Source organism: Candidatus Omnitrophota bacterium (assembly GCA_041650805.1).
GTDB lineage: Bacteria > Omnitrophota > Gorgyraeia > 2-01-FULL-45-10 > 2-01-FULL-45-10 > JBAZKM01.
Genome location: JBAZKM010000005.1, coordinates 22,436 through 44,372 on the forward strand (window position 1 = coordinate 22,436; position 21,937 = coordinate 44,372).

Annotated in this window: 28 protein-coding genes; 27 read left to right on the plus strand and 1 reads right to left on the minus strand. The window is 51.7% G+C overall.

Features of this window, described 5'->3' with window-relative positions; translation table 11 throughout:
• Positions 1–60: 60 nt before the first annotated feature.
• The 7 genes from WC515_04460 to tpx all read left to right on the plus strand — a co-directional run bounded on the left by WC515_04460 (position 61) and on the right by tpx (position 4,312).
• A complete protein-coding gene (locus tag WC515_04460) occupies positions 61–561 on the plus strand; it encodes a hypothetical protein (GenBank protein ID MFA5146607.1) in 501 nt (166 codons plus the stop codon).
• The gene (locus WC515_04465; GenBank protein MFA5146608.1) at positions 558–944 is read left to right on the plus strand and encodes a hypothetical protein; all 387 of its coding nucleotides are present in this window, start codon (positions 558–560) and stop codon (positions 942–944) included. The genes WC515_04460 and WC515_04465 overlap by 4 nt, the downstream gene beginning before the upstream one ends.
• Before the next feature lie 72 nt (positions 945–1,016).
• Positions 1,017–1,643, plus strand: a complete 627-nt coding sequence (locus WC515_04470; GenBank protein ID MFA5146609.1) for a DUF47 family protein — start codon at positions 1,017–1,019, stop codon at positions 1,641–1,643.
• Positions 1,644–1,646: 3 nt separating this feature from the next.
• Positions 1,647–2,630, plus strand: a complete 984-nt coding sequence (locus WC515_04475; protein ID MFA5146610.1) for an inorganic phosphate transporter — start codon at positions 1,647–1,649, stop codon at positions 2,628–2,630.
• Between the two features lie 18 nt (positions 2,631–2,648).
• Positions 2,649–3,287, plus strand: a complete 639-nt coding sequence (locus WC515_04480; GenBank protein ID MFA5146611.1) for a DedA family protein — start codon at positions 2,649–2,651, stop codon at positions 3,285–3,287.
• An 11-nt stretch (positions 3,288–3,298) separates the two neighbouring features.
• The gene (locus WC515_04485) at positions 3,299–3,772 is read left to right on the plus strand and encodes a DUF2062 domain-containing protein (protein MFA5146612.1); all 474 of its coding nucleotides are present in this window, start codon (positions 3,299–3,301) and stop codon (positions 3,770–3,772) included.
• Between the two features lie 24 nt (positions 3,773–3,796).
• Positions 3,797–4,312: a thiol peroxidase gene (gene tpx / locus WC515_04490; GenBank protein MFA5146613.1), complete on the plus strand. Its 516-nt coding sequence runs from the start codon at positions 3,797–3,799 to the stop codon at positions 4,310–4,312.
• 3 nt (positions 4,313–4,315) lie between these two features.
• Here the strand turns inward: tpx and WC515_04495 are convergent, their stop codons facing one another.
• On the minus strand, positions 4,316–8,059 hold the full coding sequence (locus WC515_04495; protein MFA5146614.1) for a LamG-like jellyroll fold domain-containing protein: 3,744 nt from the start codon (positions 8,057–8,059) through the stop codon (positions 4,316–4,318).
• 290 nt (positions 8,060–8,349) lie between these two features.
• Here WC515_04495 and WC515_04500 point away from each other — a divergent pair, with 290 nt between their 5' ends.
• The 20 genes from WC515_04500 (at position 8,350) to WC515_04595 (ending at position 21,876) form a co-directional block, all read left to right on the plus strand.
• Positions 8,350–8,886 carry an MEDS domain-containing protein gene (locus tag WC515_04500; GenBank protein MFA5146615.1) on the plus strand — a complete coding sequence of 179 codons (537 nt, stop codon included), beginning with the start codon at positions 8,350–8,352 and terminating at the stop codon, positions 8,884–8,886.
• A gap of 15 nt (positions 8,887–8,901) precedes the next feature.
• On the plus strand, positions 8,902–9,348 hold the full coding sequence (locus WC515_04505; protein ID MFA5146616.1) for a protease inhibitor I42 family protein: 447 nt from the start codon (positions 8,902–8,904) through the stop codon (positions 9,346–9,348).
• Positions 9,349–9,529: 181 nt separating this feature from the next.
• Positions 9,530–10,186 (plus strand): PEP-CTERM sorting domain-containing protein, encoded by a 657-nt coding sequence (locus WC515_04510; GenBank protein MFA5146617.1) that lies wholly within the window; start codon positions 9,530–9,532, stop codon positions 10,184–10,186.
• Positions 10,187–10,222: 36 nt separating this feature from the next.
• On the plus strand, positions 10,223–10,885 hold the full coding sequence (locus WC515_04515) for a PEP-CTERM sorting domain-containing protein (protein MFA5146618.1): 663 nt from the start codon (positions 10,223–10,225) through the stop codon (positions 10,883–10,885).
• Positions 10,886–10,999: 114 nt separating this feature from the next.
• A complete protein-coding gene (locus WC515_04520; GenBank protein MFA5146619.1) occupies positions 11,000–12,322 on the plus strand; it encodes an AAA family ATPase in 1,323 nt (440 codons plus the stop codon).
• 15 nt (positions 12,323–12,337) lie between these two features.
• Positions 12,338–13,123, plus strand: coding sequence for a 3'-5' exonuclease (locus WC515_04525; GenBank protein MFA5146620.1), 786 nt, complete (start codon positions 12,338–12,340; stop codon positions 13,121–13,123).
• 26 nt (positions 13,124–13,149) lie between these two features.
• Positions 13,150–13,590: a DUF296 domain-containing protein gene (locus WC515_04530; protein ID MFA5146621.1), complete on the plus strand. Its 441-nt coding sequence runs from the start codon at positions 13,150–13,152 to the stop codon at positions 13,588–13,590.
• A gap of 42 nt (positions 13,591–13,632) precedes the next feature.
• The gene (locus tag WC515_04535; protein MFA5146622.1) at positions 13,633–13,875 is read left to right on the plus strand and encodes a hypothetical protein; all 243 of its coding nucleotides are present in this window, start codon (positions 13,633–13,635) and stop codon (positions 13,873–13,875) included.
• Positions 13,876–13,892: 17 nt separating this feature from the next.
• On the plus strand, positions 13,893–14,225 hold the full coding sequence (locus WC515_04540; GenBank protein ID MFA5146623.1) for an STAS domain-containing protein: 333 nt from the start codon (positions 13,893–13,895) through the stop codon (positions 14,223–14,225).
• Positions 14,225–14,431, plus strand: a complete 207-nt coding sequence (locus WC515_04545; GenBank protein MFA5146624.1) for a hypothetical protein — start codon at positions 14,225–14,227, stop codon at positions 14,429–14,431. The genes WC515_04540 and WC515_04545 overlap by 1 nt, the downstream gene beginning before the upstream one ends.
• A gap of 79 nt (positions 14,432–14,510) precedes the next feature.
• Positions 14,511–14,681: a hypothetical protein gene (locus WC515_04550; protein ID MFA5146625.1), complete on the plus strand. Its 171-nt coding sequence runs from the start codon at positions 14,511–14,513 to the stop codon at positions 14,679–14,681.
• A 29-nt stretch (positions 14,682–14,710) separates the two neighbouring features.
• Positions 14,711–15,325 (plus strand): hypothetical protein, encoded by a 615-nt coding sequence (locus WC515_04555; protein ID MFA5146626.1) that lies wholly within the window; start codon positions 14,711–14,713, stop codon positions 15,323–15,325.
• A 66-nt stretch (positions 15,326–15,391) separates the two neighbouring features.
• Positions 15,392–15,625 (plus strand): hypothetical protein, encoded by a 234-nt coding sequence (locus WC515_04560; GenBank protein MFA5146627.1) that lies wholly within the window; start codon positions 15,392–15,394, stop codon positions 15,623–15,625.
• 11 nt (positions 15,626–15,636) lie between these two features.
• Positions 15,637–15,993, plus strand: coding sequence for a peptide chain release factor-like protein (locus WC515_04565; protein ID MFA5146628.1), 357 nt, complete (start codon positions 15,637–15,639; stop codon positions 15,991–15,993).
• A gap of 27 nt (positions 15,994–16,020) precedes the next feature.
• The gene (locus tag WC515_04570; protein MFA5146629.1) at positions 16,021–16,878 is read left to right on the plus strand and encodes an SPFH domain-containing protein; all 858 of its coding nucleotides are present in this window, start codon (positions 16,021–16,023) and stop codon (positions 16,876–16,878) included.
• A gap of 153 nt (positions 16,879–17,031) precedes the next feature.
• Positions 17,032–17,220, plus strand: a complete 189-nt coding sequence (locus tag WC515_04575) for a helix-turn-helix domain-containing protein (GenBank protein ID MFA5146630.1) — start codon at positions 17,032–17,034, stop codon at positions 17,218–17,220.
• Between the two features lie 143 nt (positions 17,221–17,363).
• Positions 17,364–17,963, plus strand: coding sequence for a DUF6088 family protein (locus WC515_04580; protein ID MFA5146631.1), 600 nt, complete (start codon positions 17,364–17,366; stop codon positions 17,961–17,963).
• Between the two features lie 7 nt (positions 17,964–17,970).
• Positions 17,971–18,987 carry a nucleotidyl transferase AbiEii/AbiGii toxin family protein gene (locus WC515_04585; protein ID MFA5146632.1) on the plus strand — a complete coding sequence of 339 codons (1,017 nt, stop codon included), beginning with the start codon at positions 17,971–17,973 and terminating at the stop codon, positions 18,985–18,987.
• Between the two features lie 722 nt (positions 18,988–19,709).
• On the plus strand, positions 19,710–20,819 hold the full coding sequence (locus WC515_04590) for an adenine-specific methyltransferase EcoRI family protein (protein MFA5146633.1): 1,110 nt from the start codon (positions 19,710–19,712) through the stop codon (positions 20,817–20,819).
• Positions 20,785–21,876 (plus strand): DUF262 domain-containing protein, encoded by a 1,092-nt coding sequence (locus tag WC515_04595; GenBank protein MFA5146634.1) that lies wholly within the window; start codon positions 20,785–20,787, stop codon positions 21,874–21,876. The genes WC515_04590 and WC515_04595 overlap by 35 nt, the downstream gene beginning before the upstream one ends.
• Positions 21,877–21,937: the final 61 nt, after the last annotated feature.

Here is a 21,937-nt window from a genome sequence, read left to right on the forward strand (position 1 = left end):
GTGATATAATTACAGTGTCGTATAACACGGGGTGTTGCCAAGAAAAAATTGTCAGTCGTCTTGACCATTTTTTTTCTTACCCAACACATCGCTCTGCAGCAACTGGCCGCGGAACCCTACTCACCGCTGCCTAAGGTAAAAGTTAGTTTAACAGAAACCAATCTTTCCTTCAGATACCTCAACGACACGATCCTCCTGGCGCTCACCCTGTATAAACTTGACGCCGTCGAGAGATACACGAAAGAATCGATAATAAAGGAGTATGGCGCCAGGTTCGCGGGGCTCTCTAAGGTCAGGTTCGACCTCGAGAATATGGATATCGGCAGAAAAGGTTGGACCCGCTACTACCCGTTTTACATAAAAGGCGAACAGTTCATAATGCGCATCTTCCTTACCGAAGAGTCCTCATTCCAGCCGAAGGTACAGGTGCTGTACGAAGGGGCCATAGATAACCCCAGGGTGACATTCCAGGTATTGCCCCCGCTCCAGGAGATCTTGAAGGCATGTCACATGAAGCCGCACAGCCCGCAGTCCGCCTCCGCAGTAGGCACAAGCCTTTGAAACCCGGACCTCTCCTTCCCGTCCTATTAGTGATAGCTTTCGTCTGCCCGGCCGCCATGGCCGACCTCGATGACCTGATAGACGTGGCTCAGGGCCAGTCGAATATGCAGAAGCACTACGCCGGGGAGACGCAGACCTATAACGGCGTGAAGCGCGCACTGGAGACGGGGGTCCTCGCTAAGGGCAGGCCGGCATCGGAGATCAGGGCCCGGTACGGCGAACCGGTCGTTACGCTCTGGGACCGGGACAAGAATATGGAGAAGTGGATATACAAGAGCGCCTCATCGTCTTTCTTCGACGGGGAGCAGGTCTATCTCTTTTTCGATAAGGACTGCACCCTCGTCGAGACCGAGATGAGGAAGAAGGACGACGCGGCCCGCTGAAACAAGATTTGCTTGCCTAAACCCATTCCGTTCGGTACAATAACCTGAAAACCATATAAGAAGGAGTGTGTCATGTTATTCAATTTTATGCCAAAAGAGTTCAACTTCTTCGACCTCTTCGACAAGCAGGTCGACTTTGCCGTTGACGCGGCGAGCTACCTCAAGGAAGTGGTGTCAAACGGGTCTGCGGACGGGGAGGTGCTCCGCAAGATACAGGATATCGAGCATTACGCAGACGACGCCGCGCACAGTGTCATAGACCGCCTGAACAAGACGTTCATCACGCCGTTCGACAGGGAAGATATACACGCCCTCACCAAAGAGATCGACGATATCGTGGATATGATAAACACCATAATAAGCCGGAAGAAGGTGTATAAGCTCGAGGGGGTCGATAAGGACCTCGTGAAATTCGCTACGGTGATCGAGGAGTCGGTCCGGGCCGTATCCAGGGCGGTAAAGGGTATGCGCGCCATGAAGCACTCGAAGACGGTCTTCGATGCCTGCGTCGAGATCAACCGTCTCGAAAATGTCGGCGACGAGATGCGCGACGAGGTGCTCGGCAGGCTCTTCGAGACATCGAAGGACCCCATAGCCGTAATAAAGTGGAAAGAGATATACCAGGACGCCGAGACGGTCCTCGATATCTGCGAGGATGTCGCGCATGTGGTGGAATCGATCCTCGTGAAGCAGGCCTGATCCATGACATTCAGTATCCTCCTCCTGATAGTCCTCGCGCTGGCGTTCGATTTCCTGAACGGTTTTCACGATTCGGCCAATTCTATCGCCACGGTCGTCTCGACGCGGGTCCTGTCGCCGCGCCTTGCGGTCATCTGGGCGGCCTTCTTCAACTTCATCGCGTTCCTCTTCTTCGGCCTCCACGTCGCGAACACGATAGGCAAGGGCATAATAGACATAACGATAATCGATAAGGGGATCATCTTCGGGACGCTCGTCGGGGCATGCGGATGGAACCTCATCACGTGGTACCTGGGCCTTCCGACAAGCTCTTCCCACGCCCTGATCGGCGGCATGATAGGGGCCGCGCTCGTGAAGGCTGGGCCCGGGTCGCTCGTATGGAGCGGCATCATGAAGACGGTCAGTTTCATAATCATCTCGCCCGTACTGGGGCTCGTTCTGGGGCTCGGGTTCGGTTTTGCCGTATACTGGCTCTTCCGTAAGAGCGCGCCCCTGAAGGTGGACCATATATTCAGGAAAGGGCAGCTGCTCTCAGCCGCGTTCTACAGTATGGGCCACGGCGGGAACGACGCTCAGAAGACGATGGGGGTCATCGCAAGTTTATTATTCAGCGCGGGGCTTCTGGGCAAGACATTTTATATACCTTTCTGGATCGTATTGATGTGCTATACCGCCATCGCCCTCGGCACCATGTTCGGGGGATGGCGCATAGTCAAGACGATGGGCCAGAAGGTCGCGAAACTCAAACCGGTGGACGGTTTTTGCGCGGAGTCTGGGGCGGCCATAACGCTCTTCATATCGTCGGCCTTCGGCATACCGGTGAGCACGACACACACGATAACGGGCGCCATAATGGGCATCGGCTCGCTGAAACGGCTGAGCGCGGTAAAGTGGGGAGTCGCAGGCCGTATAGTATGGGCATGGGTATTGACGATACCGTGTTCGGCGGTGATATCGGCCCTGGCATATGCGGCCGTCCGGCATTGATATGACATAGGAGATCCGGTGGACCTGATAAAGACGATCATGGAATTCGTCTTCCACATAGATAAACACCTTAATGTAATGATCCAGAATTTCGGGAGCTGGTCCTACCTCCTGCTCTTCATGATCGTCTTCGCGGAGACGGGCCTCGTAGTGACCCCGTTCCTCCCGGGCGACTCTCTCCTCTTCGCATCCGGTGCGCTCGCCTCGAACGGTTCGTTCGACTTCTGGCGGCTTTTCATCGTGCTCACCGCCGCCGCGGTCATAGGCGACAGCGTCAATTACGCCATAGGCAAGGCCATAGGCCACAGGGTATTCGAGGAGGGGCACTCCCGCATTTTCAAGAAAGAGTACCTCGACCGCACTCACAGGTTTTACGAGAAGTACGGCGGCAAGACTATAATACTGGCGCGGTTCGTCCCCATCGTGCGGACGTTCGCGCCCTTCGTGGCCGGCGTAGGCAGGATGAATTACGGCTACTTCTTCCTCTATAACGTGACCGGCGCGCTATTGTGGGTCTCCGTCTTCGTGGGGGGCGGGTTCTATTTCGGCAACGTCCCCATCGTCAAAGAGCATTTTTCGATCGTCATATTCGCCATCGTGGTCATCTCCATCCTGCCGGCGGCCGTCGAGGTATGGCGGCACCGCCGGACAAAATAGGCACCGGGCGCATGGATAAGAGACCTCTTACGGCAAGGATCCTGCGGTATTTCAGGTGGCTCTACCTGAAGATATTCAGGATCAACGACACCCCTCAGAAGATAGCCGCGGGTTTCGGGATCGGCGTGCTCCTCGGCGTCATGCCGGGCACGGGCCCCTTCGCCGCGCTCTTCCTCGCCATACTTTTAAAGGTGAACCGGGCCGCGGCGTTACTCAGCAGCATCCTGACAAATACGTGGCTTAGCATACCCGTATTCTTCCTGGCCGTTAAGACGGGTTCAGCCGTGACCGGCATCGGCTACGGTGATATAAGCGATTCGTGGTCTCTCTTTTTGAAAGATTTCACCTGGGGGAAGCTCCTGCAGCTATCGGTGTACGATATCATCGCCCCGGTGGTCATAGGGTATATCCTGGTCTCTCTATGCATGGGCATCATCGCGTACTTTGTGGTATTGGCGATAACTGAACGGAGAAGGAAGGCGTAAGACCCTTCCGAAAAGGAGGTTTATATGGAACGGGCAAATGTAGTGACCATGAAAGGTAAACCGGTAACGCTTGTGGGTGATGAGGTCAGGGTGGGGCAGAAGGCGGGGGATTTCAGGGTGCTCGATACCGGCCTGTCGGAGAAGACGCTGGCGGATTTTAAAGGCAGGATAAAGCTCATCGCCGCCGTCCCTTCCCTGGATACGCCCGTATGCGATACGGAGATAAAGCGTTTCAACGACGAAGCGGCGAAACTCTCCAAAGACCTGGTCGTGATCTTCATCAGCATGGACCTCCCGTTCGCCCAGAAGAGGTTCTGCCAGGAGTTCGAGATAAATAAGGTGAAGACCCTCTCCGACCACAGGGACGGCGACTTCGGATCGAAATACGGCGTCCTGATAAAGGAGCTGCGGTTACTGGCAAGGGCCGTCTTCATCGTAGATAAGGACGACACGGTGCGATACGTCGAATACGTGAAAGAGCTCGGCATGCCTCCGGATTACGACGCGGCCCTCAGGGCATTGAAGGGCATAGTCGCCTGACGGCTAGGGGCTCAGGTCATTCAGGCGGGTCCAGCTCCCGTCGCCATGGCGCACCCACAGGCCGTAACCGGTCCCGAAGTCGATGATGATCTCGTCTTTCCCGTCAGCATCGGTATCCCCGGCGATCATCGCTTCGGACTTTACATCGCTTATCAAGTCCCATCTGCCGTCATCATAGTGTAACCATATCCCGTATTCGGGGCCGAAGTCGATGATTATGTCGTCTCTGTCATTACCGTTAAAGTCACCAGCGGTGATAGAGACGGCGTTTAGGGGGCTTATCTCATCCCAGGCCCCGCCGTCATGCCAGACCCATATACCGTGTGCAGGGCCGAAGTCCAGCACCAGCTCTTTCCCGCCGTCCCCGGTGATATCGCCCGTCGTCATCGATTCCGGGCTTACGGGGCTTATATTGCTCCAGGCGCCGCAGCTGTAGGCCCATATACCGTACGCAGGGCCGAAGTCTAGCACCAGCTCTTTCCCGCCGTCCCCGGTGATATCGCCCGTCGTCATCGATTCCGGGCTTACGGAGCTTATCTGGAGCCATGTGCCGTCGTTATGCCAGACCCATATACCGTGTGCAGGGCCGAAATCCAGCACCAGTTCTTTCCTGCCGTCCCCGGTGATATCGCCTGTCGTCATCGATTCCGGGCTTACGGAGCTTATGAAGCCCCAGCCCTGGTCATCGCGCCTCACCCATATCCCGTATTCGGGGCCGAAGTCGATGATGATGTCGTCTTTTGTATTGCCGTCGATATCGCCGGCAGCTAAGGAGAGGGAAGAGAGGTCATGGAGCCGGCTCCAGGTGCCGTCATCATGGGCTATCCAGATGCCGTATAGTGAGCCGAAGTCGATGACGATATCGGCCTTGCCGTTACCGTCAATATCGGCGGGTACCATGGGCAGCCTCGCGGCGGTTACGGTGATCTCCAGGGATGCGGTGTTGCCGGCGGCGTCCACAGCGTGTATCGCGCCGCCGTATCTCTCGCCGGTCACGATCGCAAAGTTGCGGCTAAGTTTATCAGCGCCAGCGCTGTAAAGCGACCTTATCTCTTCGGACGATAACGCGCGGTCGAAGACGACCACATCGTCGATAGAGCCGTCGAAACACCTCCCGCCCCCGTCGCGTCCGCCTATGGTGAGGTTATGCCCTTCCACGGCTATTGTCTGCTTGGAGAAGGCGGTCTCGCCCTTCAATGCGCCGTCCACATAGATACGCACGGAGGTCCCGTTAAAGACGCCCGCCACGTGGTGCCAGCTGCCCAGTATGACATCCGTCTCCCTCGCCTGCTGTTTTGTCCCGTTCCATGTGAAGAATCGCCATGTACCGAGCTGGGTTGCCGCAAGGACATACGGCTCATTCTGGAACCCCGTGCCTTTGCCGACTATGTACCTGTAACCGTCCGTCTTTATGGACGTCTGCTTGACCCACGCCGCGACCGTGACCTCATTTTCCATATTGAATGAGGCGCCGTTCCCGGCATTTATATAATCGCTTGTGCCGTTCAGCCTCAGGGCCTTACCTCTCTTTGCGTCCACCGTGCTCGCGGGGCCCAGGGAGCCCATGAACTGTCCGAAATTATCATGGGCGGAGCCGTCAGGCGCGCCCGACTGGCTGCACTCCTCAAAGTTCCACCACCCTGCCAGGCTGCCGTTCCAATCTATTAAGAGGCTCGTCTCCGAAGGGTCCTCCGCGCCGGCCGTTATATCTACGCTGTCACCGGACCTTCTCTGGGAAAGCTCTATGGCCGGGGCTGTCATGTCTATCCTGAGCGTATAGGGCCGGGGAGAGGAACGGTTATTATCCAGGATATCCGTCGCAGAGCACTTCCATACATACTCGCCTTCCGGCAGCGTCTCGGCAAACGTCACGGATGCGTTTAATCCGGTGACGCCTTTGGCCTGTACCTCCGTAAACTCGTCCCCGGACTTCATATGCAGTTTAATATCTTTCAGTTCGGCGGTGCTGACGGCAGACCCGGCGAAGGTCACGGCGCCGTCCCTCAATGAAAGGCCGTTAGCAGGCGACTCGAGCGTGACGGTCGGGTTCATATAACCGGGCAGCCCGAAGAACGAATCCCGGTCCAGCAGCCCGCCGCCAAGTCCGGCAAGCATCTGCCATTGGTCCATGGTCCTGCCGTCCTCATAATAGACAGGATCACCGTTCGCGTCTACCCCGTACTGATAGTATCCCCTGAATAGGTAAGGCGTGGAAGGGTTATACCAGTAATTACCGCCGGATATGAGAGTGTCTATAAAATGCTTCCAGAAGGTCCCCTTTGCCATGTCTCCTTCCAGCAGGTAGTTCCCTTCCCCGGCAATGGTATTATTTGTGAGGGTCCAGAACTCCGGGCGCAGGTTAAGGAAGGCGCCGGTCTCATGATCGGGAGTGAAGTTATCCTCTCCGTCCGGCTCCTGGCCGGCTATCACGATCTGGGACCCGATGTTATCGCAGATCTCATTATTTTCCAGCGTGACGTTACGGGAGTAGGTTGAATATACGCCGTATCTCTCATTGGATCTTATGGCGCAGTTCCTTATGATAAAAGGCCCCTGGCTCCTCTCCATTATGATGCCGCTCAGGTAGTTATCCCTCAACTCGGAATTTTCTACCAGGATGTCCTTATTGTCCGAATCGAACCACAGCCCGCATGACCGGTTGCCTATCGTCTTATATCGCGTGAACGTCATGTTCCGTGTGAACATGAACTTCTGCCCGACCGCCCAGTCATAGAAATCGCCCCATGCCGCCCGCCAGGCATTGTACGAGGATTCGCTCTCTTCGATACGGACAAAGTCCGCGCGCCAGCCGCATAATCCGCTCCCCCCGTTATAGTTTGCTATGACCCCCTTCACCGTGATGTCGCTGCTTTCACCGACCCATGTCGAATGGCGTATGCCCCCTATCCAGAGGCCGTTCCAGTTGTTCCACAGGAATTTACAGTTTTCGATGACGATATTGCCCGACTCCTGTATCTTCACGGCGGACTCTTCGACGATGCTGTTAAAATGCGTAAAGGTGAAACCGTTCAGGATGACATTTATCGCGGAGTCGGAGCTGAATCCCACATTACGCGTAGAGACATCGATAACCGCCGTTCCTATATCGGTAGTTTGTGGAAGACGGATGTAAGCGATGTCGTTCTCTTCATCGATATAGAAGGTCTCCTCCTTCAATTCTTCGCTGGCGAGGACCTGGGTAAGGAGTGAACCGTTAACGAATATCATCTCCCTCCGCCTGACTATCGGCGCCATGGAAATATAATACGGCGACCCGGCCCAGATGTCGGCGGAAAGGCCCCAGTCGTACGGCCACGGGTGGCTGTATATCCCGTTACCCTGTCCGGTCCAGCCGTCCCAAACGTCCGAACCCGATATTATGACTTCCCCGTTTGCCTCGATGCTGATAGAAGGGTATTGGTCGTAGAACGCCCGGCGTTCCTGGATGGTATTGGTGTGCGTGATAAAATTGAGCGGGTCAAATGAGGCATCGAGGCGCATCGTCTCTCTGTATGTCCCGGCGGCGATGATCACCCGTGTGTCGGTATTATTAGCCTGGTTGACGATGGCCTGCGCGAGGGCCTTGTTTATCGTCTTCCACGCGGCGTCCGTAGATGTGCCGCTATTCAGATCGTTGCCCGATGCGCCATCGACATAGTAGACGACCCGGTCGAACGCTTCGGCCGGCCCGACGGTGATCAGATAAAAAGCGAGGAGCGTGAACGCAACGAACTTTACCCTGTACATAGATATCCCCATGGCCCACTTAGTTAACAATATTAGTAAGTGTAGTCAAAAAAAGCCCTTATAATATCCCTATAGAGCTTCATATAGAGTATGCCACATAATTACCTCAATGAAAAGCGGCCATATCCTGCTTTTTCATTTCTTACATTATTATTGTTGACTAAATCTGACTTTTGAGATATATTTGGAGTGGCCACGAAAGGAGTGGCGTATGGTAATGGTCATCCTAAATGTGCAACGACAATAAGCAACCCGGGGGAAGGGGTTGCTTTTTTTAATGGGAGTTCTATATGGATAGGCATATCTGTATGTTCTATGAGACAGAAAAAGACCTGTGTCAGATAGCGGCATCTTTTTTCAGGACGGGAGTAGAGAATAATGAGTTGTGCGTCTGGGTCGTCCCGCCGTATATGGGGATCGAAGGCGCGAAGAAGTCCCTCGGCGCAGAGATAGAGGACCTCGACGCCCATATACGGAAAGGCCGGATGAAATTCATGAATTCGACCGATGTCTATAACGGCCCGGACGGAATCTCTCCGGATAAGCTCCTGGACGGACTTACCAGAATGGAACGAGATGCCCTGGAGAAGGGGTTCTCCGCCCTGCGTATCAGCGGGGACGCCTCCTGGCTCCCGGAAGTGAACTGGGAAAAGTTCGTCGATTATGAGCGGAGGGTGAACGAACTTTTAAAGGAAAAGAAGATCACCGCGCTCTGCACATTTCCCATGCAAAAGTTGGATCTGCACAATATCTTCACCATGAAACTCTACCACGGGGTCACCATCACGAACCAATCCGGCCATATCGAGTATTCCAAGAACTATTAAGAAGAGGGGGGGCGTATGACGATGAACATGATCCTGGGAAGGCGCGCTAAGATGACGATAGCCTTTTTGGCCGCGGCCCTTACAGCCCTTACGACCCTTACGCTTTTGAGCTTCGCCGCCGATAAGGACGAAGAGAAAGAGAACCCCAATATAGCATTGACGATCTCCCAGAGGCCTTACCAGGAGTTTGCCATAAAGCTGAAGGCGAACCACTCGAGGGGCTACAAGTGGGTGCTCGATAAGAATTTCGACAGAAAGCTCCTGGAACCGCTCGGCACCGAATTCGTCAGGCCGAAGGGCGGGATGGAGGGCGCTGACGGCACGGAGGTCTGGAGCTTCAGGGCGCTGGGCGAAGGGGAGACGGTCCTCTCCTTTAAATTTGCCAAACCGTCGCAAAAGGAGCTCCCCGCGACCAAGACGGCCGTATATACCGTGAAGGTGAAGACCCCTGCCCCGCAATAGTACATCTCTGTCCACTTAGCTGTACATATCCCCTGTCATAGTCTGTCATACTTCGTATCCCATCATATTGGTATCCAATAAGTTACAAGACGCATCCATTGTATTTAATATGGCACAAAAATTGCTTATATTAGTGGTGTAAGAAATTTTTGTCTGTATATGATCATAAAGGAGGGAGTATATGAATATCAGGGGAATGGCGGTTGCGGTATTTCTTATCGCTGCAATGATATTAGGTAGCCACGCCGCAGAGGCGTCGGTGCTCGATTTTGAGACGGGCTCACAGTCGGGCGAGACCGTGATCTTCAACAACCAGGGGTACGGCGGGTTCACCTGGGACGAGAATTTTTACTTCATTAACGAAAGCGGTTTTTACGGCAACGACCCGATAAATTTCCCTTCTTACGACCATGCCGTCTATAACGGTAACGGCATCCTCGTCTCAACCGTCACCCGGAGCTCAAACTTCGATTTTATAGGGGCTTCTTTCATACCGTGGCTTTCCCAGAACCAGATCTACGACTATTCTTCGACGACGATAACGATGAAAGGGTATAACGGCAGCGACCTGGTAGGCGAGGTCACGCATTCGCTCACCGACAGCTTCGTCTATTGCGCCGCGAATTTCTCCGGCATCGACAGGCTGGAATTCATCGCGACCGAAAATCCGGCACCGCATGCCCCTTTGTATGAGAACGAGCGGTGGTGGCTGATGGACGACTTCACTTACACCGCGTATGACACGGGCGGCGATGTCGTTCCCGAACCCGCGACGATGGCCCTCTTCGGCATCGGCGGCGCGGTAGCTGCATTCATAAGGAAGAAGAAGAGAGTATAATTTTTTATCGGGGATCGTAACCGAAAAGGAGATGGTATGAAGAAGGGACTTATCGTTATCGGTTTGATAGTGTCGGTGATCTTATCCGTTGGCCCGGCCAAAGCCGCGGTTATCGTCGATACCGGCAGCGTATCCGATCCGCTGAACGGCGGCCCGATCCTGGTGGGCAATGTCCCCGGCTATAGCTATTTTCAATGGTTAGCCGGTAAATTCACGCTCGGCCAGACCTATACGGTGACGGATATCCAGGGCTGGATCTCGACCGGTTATTCCAACAGCCTGGCATCCAAACTGACGCTGGTCGTCTACGGCGACGGCGGGACGGTCCCGAATAAGAGCAATGAGCTCTATAGCGGCCTCTTTGACCTGCCGGGGACTACGACAATAGCGCACAACTGGTATGGCGTGAGCGGGTTGAGCCTTACGCTCGGGCCCGGGTCATACTGGGCGGCCTTTGAGACGAGGCAGGGATATATGTATGACGGGTATATGCAGCATCCCGTGCCGAACCCGCTTTCGGGTTATGCGGTCGCATATCCCAGCTACCCCAATTATAATTCATACGCGAACGCGAATTTCGGTCTGAAGGTCCAGGGTGTTCCGGGTCAAAGTCCGGTCGTCCCTGAGCCCGCCACTATGGCGCTCTTCGGGATAGGCGGCGCGGCGGCGGCATTTATGAAGAGGCAAAAGAGAACGTAATAGAGACCGCTTAGTAATTTTCACACCGGCCCTCGATTCCTTCGGGGGCCGTTTTTTATTATAAAGCCTCTCTTGCCGATTAGAGGGATTGGAGCTATAATAGCGTCTGAAAATATGAGACCATATATAGATAAGGTGACGGCGGAAGACCATCTCCCCGAAGACCTTGAGATGAACGATGAATTCAAGTCGGCATTCAATATCATGGAGAATACCCGGCAGTGCATCTTCATCACGGGCAAGGCCGGCACCGGCAAATCGACGCTCCTGAGGTATTTCAAGGCCCATACGGGCAAGAAGATAATCGTCCTTGCCCCGACGGGCGTAGCGGCCATCAATGTGAGCGGGCAGACGATCCACTCCTTCTTCCGGCTGCCCCCGAAGATAATCCACAAGGATACCATAAAGCGCCTCAGGGACAGGACCCTCATCGAGAATCTCGACATGGTGATAATAGACGAGGTCTCAATGGTGCGGGCGGACGTCATGGACGGTATCGACTACGCGCTGCGCTTGAACCGCGGCAGGATGAAGGACCCGTTCGGCGGGGTCCAGATGGTATTTTTCGGGGACCTCTTCCAGCTCTCGCCCGTGGTCGAAGACGAAGCTAAGGAAGTGATGGGGGAGCTCTACCCGAGCCCTTATTTCTTCAGCGCCAGGGCCTTCGACGACCTCTATATACGCCTCATCGAGCTGTCGTCCATCTACAGGCAGAAGGACAGCTCGTTCATGGAGCTTCTGAACAGGGTCCGGAACAAGGAATATACCGGCGCGGACCTGGCCACGTTGAACAGGAGGGTCCAAAGAGGCGCCTCCGTCTCCGGCAAGGACGCGACGGTGACCCTGACGACGACGAACGTACTTGCTAACAGGATAAACCGGGAGCGCCTGTCGGAGCTCCCCGGCAGGGAGATAGTGTACGAGGCGGCGGCGACCGGGAAGTTCGAAGAGTCGGCATACCCGGCAGACGCGGCCCTCAGGCTTAAGGAGGGCGCGCAGGTGATACTGATAAAGAACGACCCCGACAGGCAGTGGGTGAACGGGACGCTCGCGAAGGTCGTGGCCCTGTCGGACGATTCGATAGTCGTCGATATAAACGGACGCACATGCGACGTCCCCGTAGTCAAGTGGCAGAAGATAGAGTATAGTTACAACGAAGAGGAAGATAAGATAGAGGACGAGGTCGTCGGGGTATTCGAGCAGTATCCCATAAAGCTGGCCTGGGCCATAACGATACATAAGAGCCAGGGCCAGACGTTCGATAAGGTCGTGATCGATCTCGGTAACGGGGCGTTCACCCACGGCCAGTTATATGTGGCGCTCAGCAGGTGCACCTCCCTGGACGGCATAACGTTCAAGCGGCCGGTGACCGGGAGCGACATCATATTCGACCGCCGTATATATGAGTTCAGGGACAAGTTTGAAGAACTGGTTTAAAAGGATAAAGGATATATGAAGATATTGCGGCCGCTGGTGATACTCGACCTGGAGACGACCGGCACATGGGTCGAAAAAGACAGGATCGTTGAGATAGGCCTGATCAAGCTTATGCCGGGCGGGGCAAGGACCGATTACATAAGGCGCGTCAACCCTGGTATCCCCATACCCCCGAACGTCAGCCGCATCACCAATATCACGGACGCCGACGTCAGGGACAAGCCGGCCTTCAGGGAGATAGCGGGGGAGGCCCTGTCGTTCCTGGGGGACTCCGACCTCGCGGGTTTTAATATACTGAGGTTCGACCTGCCTCTCATGGAGCGCGAATTCTACGATGCGGGCCTCAGCTTCTCCTGGCGCGACCGCGAGATCTATGACGCCCAGAAGATATACCATATACACGAGAAGAGGGACCTTATGGCCGCCTATCTCCTCTACTGCGGCAAGAAGCTCGAGAACGCGCATTCCGCCCTGAACGACGCGGAGGCCGCCATGGATATACTAGACGCTCAGATAAGGCAATACGGATCGGAGGAGAATGGGCTGGGGTCTTTAAGGGACATCGACTACGAACGCTCGAACGATTACTTCGATAAAGGACGGAAGTTCTGCTGGTGGAACGGCGAGCTTTACCCGACTTTCGGCAAGTACGGGAAGAAGAAGAGCCTGAAGGAGATCGCCGGCTCCGACCGCGAATACCTGGAGTGGGTGCTCACCAAGGACTTCAGCGCCGAGGTCAAGGCGATGGTAAAGGACGCCCTCGGCGGCAAATTTCCGCAGGTGAAGGACGGTAAAGGATAAGGCATGAATGATCGGAGGTGCCGGTTATGAGATATACCAGAGGCACGATAGGAAGGGTATTCCTCGTCAAGTTCGACGATAAGGACATCCTCCTGGAAGAGATAGACGCCCTCGCCCGGAAAGAGCGGATCAAGGCGGCGACCTTCATATTCCTGGGCGCGCTGAGGGAAGGGGACCTCGTGACGGGCCCGAAGAGACCTGTCATCCCGCCCGATCCGAACTGGACGAGTTTCAAGGGCGCGTGGGAGGTCTTCGGCACCGGGACGATATTCACGAATAAGAGCGGTCCGCAGATACACATCCACACCTCCATGGGAAAGAGGAACAAGACGCTCACCGGCTGCGTCCGGAAGGGCTCGAAGGTCTTCCTCGTCATAGAGGCGGTCATCTTCGAGCTCAAGGGCGTAAAGGCGGCAAAGGACCTCGACCCCTCGACCGGCCTGAATCTCCTGCAGATAGGGAAGTAGGCGGGAGAATTTCCAAATTTCCGGGACCCCGGAGGTAAAGATATGTCGCAAAAAGAAGATAAGAAGTGGTACTTTAGAAATACGACGCTGGCCGTCGCTATTTTGTGTGTCGGACCGCTGGCTTTGCCGTTGCTTTGGGCCAATCCGGGGTTTCGACCGAAGGGTAAGATATTTATCAGCATCGCCATCATTGTGTTGAGCATAGTCCTATTTATAGGATTCGCCAGATCACTTGAGTCCGCGGGCGATTACTATAAGATGCTCGATGATATGTTGAAGCAGTAAATTCCCCGGGAATAACGATGAAGAATAACGAGATATGCGGGAACAGTAATGTGACCGTCCAGAAGAAGGACGGGGAGGTCGTTATAAAGATAATAGGCGACTTTGACAGCTCTACGACACCCTCGATACAGAAGTGCTGCAAGAAGATAAAGGAGAACGGGGACGCGGGGAAGATCATACTCGATTTCGCGAGAGCCGTTCGGGTGGATACGACCGCCTTCGCATGCATAATCAACTTCATCAAGGAGCATATAGGTTCCGGGACGGAGATATTCGTTACTAACCTGCATGACCCGGAAGAGCGGCTTATGGACATATTGAAGGTGGAGAAGCTGATAAAGGTCCTGTGATGGTACAAAATATGGCGAAGGGTAGGATGACGGTAATAGGGGCAGTCGTTATGGTAACGGCATGTTGCGGTTGCGCCTCTTTGATGCTTAAGGAGAAGGAGAGGGCGCTCGACGAGGCTTTTGATAAGGGCAAGATAACAAAGACCGAGTACTATTCATCTATCGGCGACCTGCAACGGGAAAAGGCCAGGAAGGGCCTGAAATAGGATGGGTCGATCATGAGTTATTATTTACCGGCAGTCCTGAGACAGGTTCTCGGTCGATACGTATAAAGATGCGGAAGCGATGATAAGGGCGCTTAAGCGCCTCAGCGCCGATAACCTGACGAACCTCACCCCGCATCCCCTTAAGGTCTTCTTCTCTTACAGCCATCCGCCCGTCCTTACGAGGATAGCGGACATAAGGGCGCGGAGTGAGCAGGCGCACTCCCGGGAGGACCTTACGGCGAAGTGTTAACCCGCGAAGATTTGTGATATAATTATCCCATGGAGACGGAAGATAACCTTATAGCGTCTAAATTCGAAGAATGGACGAAAGGGAAGGACCCTAAAGAGGCGAGGATATCGGTATTCGAGCATATCCGCGACATACCGTATGCGATAGTCCCGTCTTTGAGGGACCCGGCCGCCGGCCCTTCCGGCCTCCTGAAATTATGCAAGGGCTCATGCGTGCCGAAGCACTTTTTACTCGGGACGATGTTCGGCATGCTGGGGATAAGCGTTAAGTACGCCACATACACCTTCAGCTGGGATGACCCAGGCGTAAAGTATCCTCCCGACCTGAGGGCGCTCGTAAAGAAGATGCCGATAACCGGCCACCTCGCCTGCAAGGCCCTGATCGACGGCAGATGGGTATTGGTCGATGCCACATGGGACAGGCCGCTCGCGAAGGCGGGGTTCCCGGTAAATGAGCGCTGGGACGGCGTAAGCGATACGGCGAACGCCGTCAAATACATAAAAGAGACGGTCCACGAAAGTCTCGAAGAGAGGATCGAGTACGACGGCGCCGTGAGAGGCGCGTTCACGGCCGGAGAGAAGGCCGCTTATGGCGAATTCATCCGGAGACTTAACCCCTGGCTCGATAAGATCAGGGGACGATAGCTTTGGCCCGGGCGTGGGGCCCGCGCCTGTCACGGGAAAGCGGTAACCAAAAAAGGAGAGGAAGTCATGGCAGATGCAGCTGTAGAAAGCAAACATGATAAATTCAAAAGGCTGGCGACGCAGAGGGTGGCGAACGCGCTCAAGAAGGTAGAGCTGATCGGGAACCTCTCTTCTTCCGGCTACGAATATTCTACGGAAGAGGTGGATAAGATATTCACCGCCCTCCAGCAGACTCTCGACAGCACGAAGAACAGGTTCTCCAAGAGCAAGAAAGAAGAGACGAAGAAATTCGAACTATAGACGGCTCGTGTGTGATCAAGATCAGGGAGGCGGACCTCGAGGAAAAGTTCATATGCTCGAGCAAGCCGGGCGGGCAGAAGGTCAATAAGACGTCCGCGTGCGTATACCTCAGGCACAGGCCCACGGGTATCGAGGTCAAGTGCCAGAGGGAGCGCTCCCAGGCCCTGAACCGGCTTCTTGCCAGGAGGATACTCGTCGGTAAGGTCGAATCGCTCGTCCTGGGCAGGGAGGCGAGGGAGCGGAAGGAGATAGAGAAGATAAGGCGCCAGAAACGTAGACGCTCCCGCAGGGCCAGGGAGAAGATACTCAGGGATAAGAAGATACATTCCGAAAAGAAGCGGCTGAGGATATCCCCCGGCATAGAATAGATCTTCGGAAATAACAGGAGGTGCGGCATGGGTCTTATGGGTTGGATAATAGCGGTCATAGTGGTCATATTTCTTCTGGGGATAAGGATCGTGCGCCCCACGCACAGGGGGCTTGTCGAGAGGTTCGGCAGGTATAACCGCTTTGCCAGCCCCGGGTTCAACTGGATAATCCCGGCGGTCGAAGTGCTCTACAGGATCAATATAACGGAACAGATGATAGACGCCGAGCCCCAGGAGATCATCACCAACGATAACCTGAATGCCAAGGTCGACGCGCAGGTATATTTCAAGGTGAAGGCGGATGAGGATAACGTGAAGAGCACGCAGTATAACGTGAATAATTACCAGTGGCAGATCGTGAACCTGGCGCGCACCACGTTGAGGAATATCATCGGCACCCTTACCCTGAAATCGGCCAACAGCGAGAGGGGCAAGATCAACGCCGAGCTGCACAAGACCCTCTGCGAAGAGACCGCGAGCTGGGGGCTGGAGATCGTCAGGACCGAGCTGAAAGAGATAGACCCTCCCAAGGACGTCCAGGAGACGATGAATAAGGTCGTCAAGGCAGAGAACGAGAAGATCGCGGCGATCGATTATGCCACCGCGACCGAGACCGCGGCAGACGGCCAGAAGAGGGCGGAGATCAAGAAGGCCGAGGGCATAAAGCAGGCGCGCATCCTGGAGGCGGAGGGTGAGGCGGCGGCGATAAAGCTGGTCAATGAGGCGGCAGAGCACTATTTTGTGGGCAACGCGCAGGTCCTGCGGAAACTCGAGGCGGTCGAAAAGTCACTGGCGAACAACGCGAAGATCGTCGTCCCGGCAAATACGGAGTTGGTAAACGTCATCGGCGAAATGGCCGGTATCCTGCCCCTGAAGCACAAATAGCCGTAAGTATCCGCGATATTGTCGCAACTGCGTTATTTCACCCATGCCGTAGCGCATCGCAGTAGCCGACGTTTTAACGTCGGCTACGTCTGTGGACAAAAATAGGGACAGCGACCATTTTCTGTTAATAAATAGGCGCTGACCCCATTTTAGGTGAAACAGTTCAAGCTCCATCCCTATACGGTTCGTAGGCTGGCAAGAGCGAAGAAGATCCCTGCCTTTAGGTTCGGCGGCCAATGGCGATTCCGAGGGGATGAGATAAGCGAATGGTCAAAACATCGCCCTGCGCCCAAATCGTACACTCCATTTTCAGTATCCGACATAGCCAGTCGTCTGCGCTAAAGAGGCGTATATCTGGCCGGGCATAATCTCATACAATCTAATATAATCTCATATAGTTGAAGTACGACAAAACAGAGAAAAAATAGCTTGACATTCTGTCAGAAAAAGTGTATATTTTTTCTGACAAGAGAGAGGTGGCATAAATGACGCAAAGCATTGATAATAGGATACTTAACAGGATATACGGAAGGCATAGGGGTTGGGTCTTTACTCCAATCACATTTCTTGACCTTGGAAGTCGTACAGCCGTTGATCAGACTTTGGGACGTCTGACTAAATCAGGAACTATACGTCGTTTGGCTCGAGGATTGTATGACTACCCCGCGAAACATCCCGATTTTGGCGACCTTCCGCCTAATTATGATCGTATCGCACAAGCACTGGCGGGACGAGATAATTTGAAAATTCAGCCTTCCGGCGCATATGCCGCCAATCTGCTTGGTTTAACGGAGCAGGTTCCGGCAAAGATTGTTTTTTTCACGGACGGCCCTAATCGTAAAGTGCAAATAGGTAAAAGGAAGATCGTTTTAAAAAGAACAACGCCGAGAAACATGGCAACAGCAGGACGGATAAGTGGATTAGTCATTCAGGCCCTGCGTTATTTAAAGCAGCGTAATATAGATGCAACTGTCATTGCAAAGCTTAAAAGACGATTGTCCGGTGATGATAAAAGTACGCTTATGAATGATATTCGTTATGCCCCGGCATGGATAGGAAATATCTTTAGAAGAATACAAAAGTGAGAAGTTTATGGATAATTTTTTGTTATTAAAGGATTCAGATAAAAAAGCATATTTTGATGTAGTGGCGGATGAATTAGGTGTCACGCCTCAGCTTATAGAAAAAGATTTCTGGGTATGCTGGATACTCAAAATGCTTTTTTCATTGCCTAAATCAGGCAGTCACTTGACGTTCAAAGGAGGCACGTCGCTTTCTAAGTGCTATAACGTTATCAAGCGTTTTTCCGAAGACGTTGATGTTTCAATCGAAAGGACTTTTTTAACAAGTCAAGAATCGATTGAACCAGACAGGAAACAGGGCACTAAAGAAAATCAGCGAAGGTTGGATCGCTTGAAGCAGGCATGCCAAGAAAAGATTGTCGATGTGATTATTCCCGAGTTGGAGGATAACATTGGCTCCGCTTTATCTAGTATAGGGAAATGGGTGATTAAACTGGATCCTGATGATCCGGATAATCAAACCATTTTATTTACCTACCCGAGCGCTATCGAAAATGGCAAGGGCGGCTATGTTCAGCCCGTTGTAAAAATTGAACTCGGAGCGAGATCGGATCATTGGCCTGTTGCGGTTATGTCTGTTAAGCCTTATGTTTCTGATGCGGCCGGTAAGGTGACTATTGAAGGCGCGCAGGTACGCGTTTTGGGGGCCGAAAGAACATTCTGGGAAAAAGCGACAATATTACATGCAATAAGCCATGGCTCAAAATTACGCGCAAGGATGTCACGCCACTACTACGACGTGGGCGAGATGGTTGGTTCTTCTATTTATAGCAAAGCTATTCAGAATATTGACTTGTTGATAAAAGTTGCTGAGCATAAGGACTTATTTTTTAAAGACAGTAAGGCGCGGTATGATTTGGCAAAGCCCGGGAGTCTTCGGTTAATGCCTTTAGGAGAGCATCTTGTTCAGCTAAATGATGACTATCGGCAAATGCAGGAAATGTTTTTTGAGGACCCGCCGTCTTTTGAAAGTATTTTGGAAAAATTGAAGACGGCAGAAGAAGAGATTAACAGGATCAAGCAATGAACTATTGGTGGACGTCACTACCACTTTTCAAGGAAAATAGGGACAGCGACCATTTTCTGTTAATAAATAGGCGCTGACCCCATTTTAGGTGAGGCGGTCGAAAAGTCATTGGCGAACAACGCGAAGATCGTCGTCCCGGCAAATACGGAGCTGGTAAACGTCATCGGCGAAATGGCCGGTATCCTGCCCCTGAAGCATAAATAGCCGTAAGTATCCGCCATTCGGTACGGTAATCCGACAAGATGCTGGTCCTCCTTCGCCCTTCAATGCGGATACTGAGGTAGGGCTTCGGAGAGACTGCGGCGCTCATTGAGGTTTCAGAAGTTGATAGACAGTTTGCTGGCGTAGCTCAGTTGGTAGGGCAGCGGTTTTGTAATTCAACAAAGGCCGTTTCTCAAGGCCTTATCACCCCGTAAGTTACAACTTCCCCAATTGCGAACCCCTTAAAACATTCAGTATAGAGTGGTATTGTTTAGTATCCTTTCGTCAAGAAGTTGGCACCTACAAGACACCAAAGCCCAAAACGGGACCACCTCCTGACCCCCCGAACACCCCCGGTGAGCCAATATAGTGCCTCACGATTTGCTTGTAGACAAAAAGCCTCAGTGCTATAATAATACCCAATATGGATAATGACAATGCAAGCTTACATATAAGAAGGTTATATGGCCGGGAATAAAATCCCGGCTTATTTATTTGGGGCACGAACCGAAAATAAAAATATGGAAACAAAGTCTTTAAATAAAAACTTACGCAAAGCAAGCCAAGCAAAGAAAGACGAGTTTTATACCCAACTCGTTGATATTGAAAAAGAGTTAAAACACTACAAAGAACAATTTCGTGGCAAGGTTGTTTATTGCAATTGTGACGATCCGTTCGAGAGTAATTTTTTTAAATATTTCGCTGCCAATTTTAACGCACTAAAGCTAAAGAAGCTTATTACTACAAGTTATGTTAAATCTCCTATTGTCGGTGGGCAGTTATTGCTGTTTGAGGTAGAAGGGTTAAAGCCATCGGGCAAAGAGCCATTTAAAATCGAGATCAAAAAAGTTCCAGATGCTGATGGAAATGGTGCGATAAATCTTGACGATGTGGAGTATTTGTTAAAACACGACAAAAACACTGCAACCCCTCTGCGTGGCGATGGCGACTTTCGTAGCGAAGAATGCATAAAGTTGATTAAAAAGGCGGATATAGTTGTAACGAATCCGCCGTTTTCTTTATTCCGTGAATATGTCGCTCAACTTGTAGAATACGAAAAAAAGTTCATAATTATAGGCAACACCAATGCGTTAACTTATAAAGAAATCTTTAAATTAATTAAAGATAATAAGTTGCGTACCGGTTATACAAATTTTAATGTTGGGATGTTCTTTGTCGTACCAGACGACTGGGAACATTTTCATCATAAAGATGAAAAAGGAAGAAAAATTGCACGAGTATCAACTTCATGCTGGTTCACAAATATGGATGTTGAAAAACATAAAGAATATTTAACTCTGTATAAAAAATACAATACCGAAGAATATCCCAAATATGACCACTACAACGCAATCGAGGTATCAAAAGTTGCGGAAATTCCAATGGATTACCGCGGTACTATGGGCGTGCCAATTACCTTTCTCGATAAATACAATCCTAATCAATTTGAAATCATTGATGGCTTAAATCGATACACTATATTAGACGTTGCTGGTCTGAATAATAATGCTGTAAAAAAGCATCTTCATATGACAGAGATAGGCGGAAAATCGACGTACTTTAGGGTTTTGATTAAGAATAAAAAGAAGATAAAATATGAAAATCGAACTGCACAAAATTCAAATTCGTAAAGTAATAGCAGGCTACAAAGACAGTGCCGAAGAAGGCGTGGTGGCTTATAGTGGCAAACTTGATATTCGTCCAAAATATCAGCGTGAGTTTGTGTACAAGGCAGATCAGCGCAATGCCGTAATCGAAACTATCAAAAACAGCTTTCCGTTGAATGTAATGTATTGGATGATTAGAGAAGACGGTGGCTACGAAATGCTGGACGGCCAACAACGCACCATTAGTATCGGGCAATATGTTAATGGCGATTATTCTCTGGACAACCGTTTTTTTCATAATCTGACCAAAGAGGAGCAGAATAAAATTCTTGATTATGAACTAATGATTTATTTCTGCGAAGGCACGGATATAGAGCGACTGGATTGGTTTAGGGTTATCAACACCTACGGAGAGAAAGTTAACGATCAGGAAATCCGTAATGCTGTTTATACCGGGCCGTGGCTTAGTGACGCGAAATTGAAATTTAGCAAATCAAATTGTGCGGCATATCGCTTAGCAAATGACGGGGGCCAATTAGTAAGTGGTTCGCCAATTAGACAAGAATATTTAGAAACTGTACTGGTGTGGATAAATGACGGCAAAATAGAAGATTATATGGCAAAACATCAACACGATGCGAATGCCAACGGGCTGTGGGATTATTTTCAAAAAGTAATTGCGTGGATACGGGCAACATTTACGAATTATCGTAGAGAGATGAGTAGTGTGGCATGGGGGGAATTGTACAATGTATTCAAAGATAAGAAACTGAACGCTAACAAACTAGAATCTGAGATTAAAGAGTTAATGCAGGACGAAGACGTAACAAAAAAATCCGGAATTTATCCGTATGTTTTAACTCGAAATGAAAAATTCTTGAATATTAGAGCATTTACAGATAAGCAAAAAAGAGAAGCATATGAAAAGCAAAAAGGTAAATGCATAAAATGCAAGAAACGTTTTGAGACAGAGGAAATGGAAGCCGATCATATAAAGCCCTGGCACGAAGGCGGAAAGACTATTTCAGAAAATTGCCAAATGTTGTGTAAGCAAGATAACCGAACCAAATCTGGAAAATAAAACCAACCGGGGAATAAAAGGGGCCATCCCAGAAAGGGACACCCTACAAGATGGATGAAAG

Bases quoted from the DNA above. Each gene is read 5' to 3' on its own strand.
- WC515_04530 (MFA5146621.1), top strand. From the start codon at position 13,150: ATGAGATATACCAGAGGCACGATAGGAAGGGTATTCCTCGTCAAGTTC.
- WC515_04520 (MFA5146619.1), top strand. From the start codon at position 11,000: ATGAGACCATATATAGATAAGGTGACGGCGGAAGACCATCTCCCCGAA.
- tpx (MFA5146613.1), top strand. From the start codon at position 3,797: ATGGAACGGGCAAATGTAGTGACCATGAAAGGTAAACCGGTAACGCTT.
- WC515_04585 (MFA5146632.1), top strand. From the start codon at position 17,971: ATGGATAATTTTTTGTTATTAAAGGATTCAGATAAAAAAGCATATTTT.
- WC515_04475 (MFA5146610.1), top strand. From the start codon at position 1,647: ATGACATTCAGTATCCTCCTCCTGATAGTCCTCGCGCTGGCGTTCGAT.
- WC515_04570 (MFA5146629.1), top strand. From the start codon at position 16,021: ATGGGTCTTATGGGTTGGATAATAGCGGTCATAGTGGTCATATTTCTT.
- WC515_04540 (MFA5146623.1), top strand. From the start codon at position 13,893: ATGAAGAATAACGAGATATGCGGGAACAGTAATGTGACCGTCCAGAAG.
- WC515_04595 (MFA5146634.1), top strand. From the start codon at position 20,785: ATGAAAATCGAACTGCACAAAATTCAAATTCGTAAAGTAATAGCAGGC.
- WC515_04535 (MFA5146622.1), top strand. From the start codon at position 13,633: ATGTCGCAAAAAGAAGATAAGAAGTGGTACTTTAGAAATACGACGCTG.
- WC515_04545 (MFA5146624.1), top strand. From the start codon at position 14,225: ATGGTACAAAATATGGCGAAGGGTAGGATGACGGTAATAGGGGCAGTC.
- WC515_04590 (MFA5146633.1), top strand. From the start codon at position 19,710: ATGGAAACAAAGTCTTTAAATAAAAACTTACGCAAAGCAAGCCAAGCA.
- WC515_04515 (MFA5146618.1), top strand. From the start codon at position 10,223: ATGAAGAAGGGACTTATCGTTATCGGTTTGATAGTGTCGGTGATCTTA.
- WC515_04525 (MFA5146620.1), top strand. From the start codon at position 12,338: ATGAAGATATTGCGGCCGCTGGTGATACTCGACCTGGAGACGACCGGC.
- WC515_04555 (MFA5146626.1), top strand. From the start codon at position 14,711: ATGGAGACGGAAGATAACCTTATAGCGTCTAAATTCGAAGAATGGACG.
- WC515_04580 (MFA5146631.1), top strand. From the start codon at position 17,364: ATGACGCAAAGCATTGATAATAGGATACTTAACAGGATATACGGAAGG.
- WC515_04560 (MFA5146627.1), top strand. From the start codon at position 15,392: ATGGCAGATGCAGCTGTAGAAAGCAAACATGATAAATTCAAAAGGCTG.
- WC515_04550 (MFA5146625.1), top strand. From the start codon at position 14,511: ATGATAAGGGCGCTTAAGCGCCTCAGCGCCGATAACCTGACGAACCTC.
- WC515_04470 (MFA5146609.1), top strand. From the start codon at position 1,017: ATGTTATTCAATTTTATGCCAAAAGAGTTCAACTTCTTCGACCTCTTC.
- WC515_04510 (MFA5146617.1), top strand. From the start codon at position 9,530: ATGAATATCAGGGGAATGGCGGTTGCGGTATTTCTTATCGCTGCAATG.
- WC515_04495 (MFA5146614.1), bottom strand. From the start codon at position 8,059: ATGTACAGGGTAAAGTTCGTTGCGTTCACGCTCCTCGCTTTTTATCTG.
- WC515_04500 (MFA5146615.1), top strand. From the start codon at position 8,350: ATGGATAGGCATATCTGTATGTTCTATGAGACAGAAAAAGACCTGTGT.
- WC515_04485 (MFA5146612.1), top strand. From the start codon at position 3,299: ATGGATAAGAGACCTCTTACGGCAAGGATCCTGCGGTATTTCAGGTGG.
- WC515_04505 (MFA5146616.1), top strand. From the start codon at position 8,902: ATGACGATGAACATGATCCTGGGAAGGCGCGCTAAGATGACGATAGCC.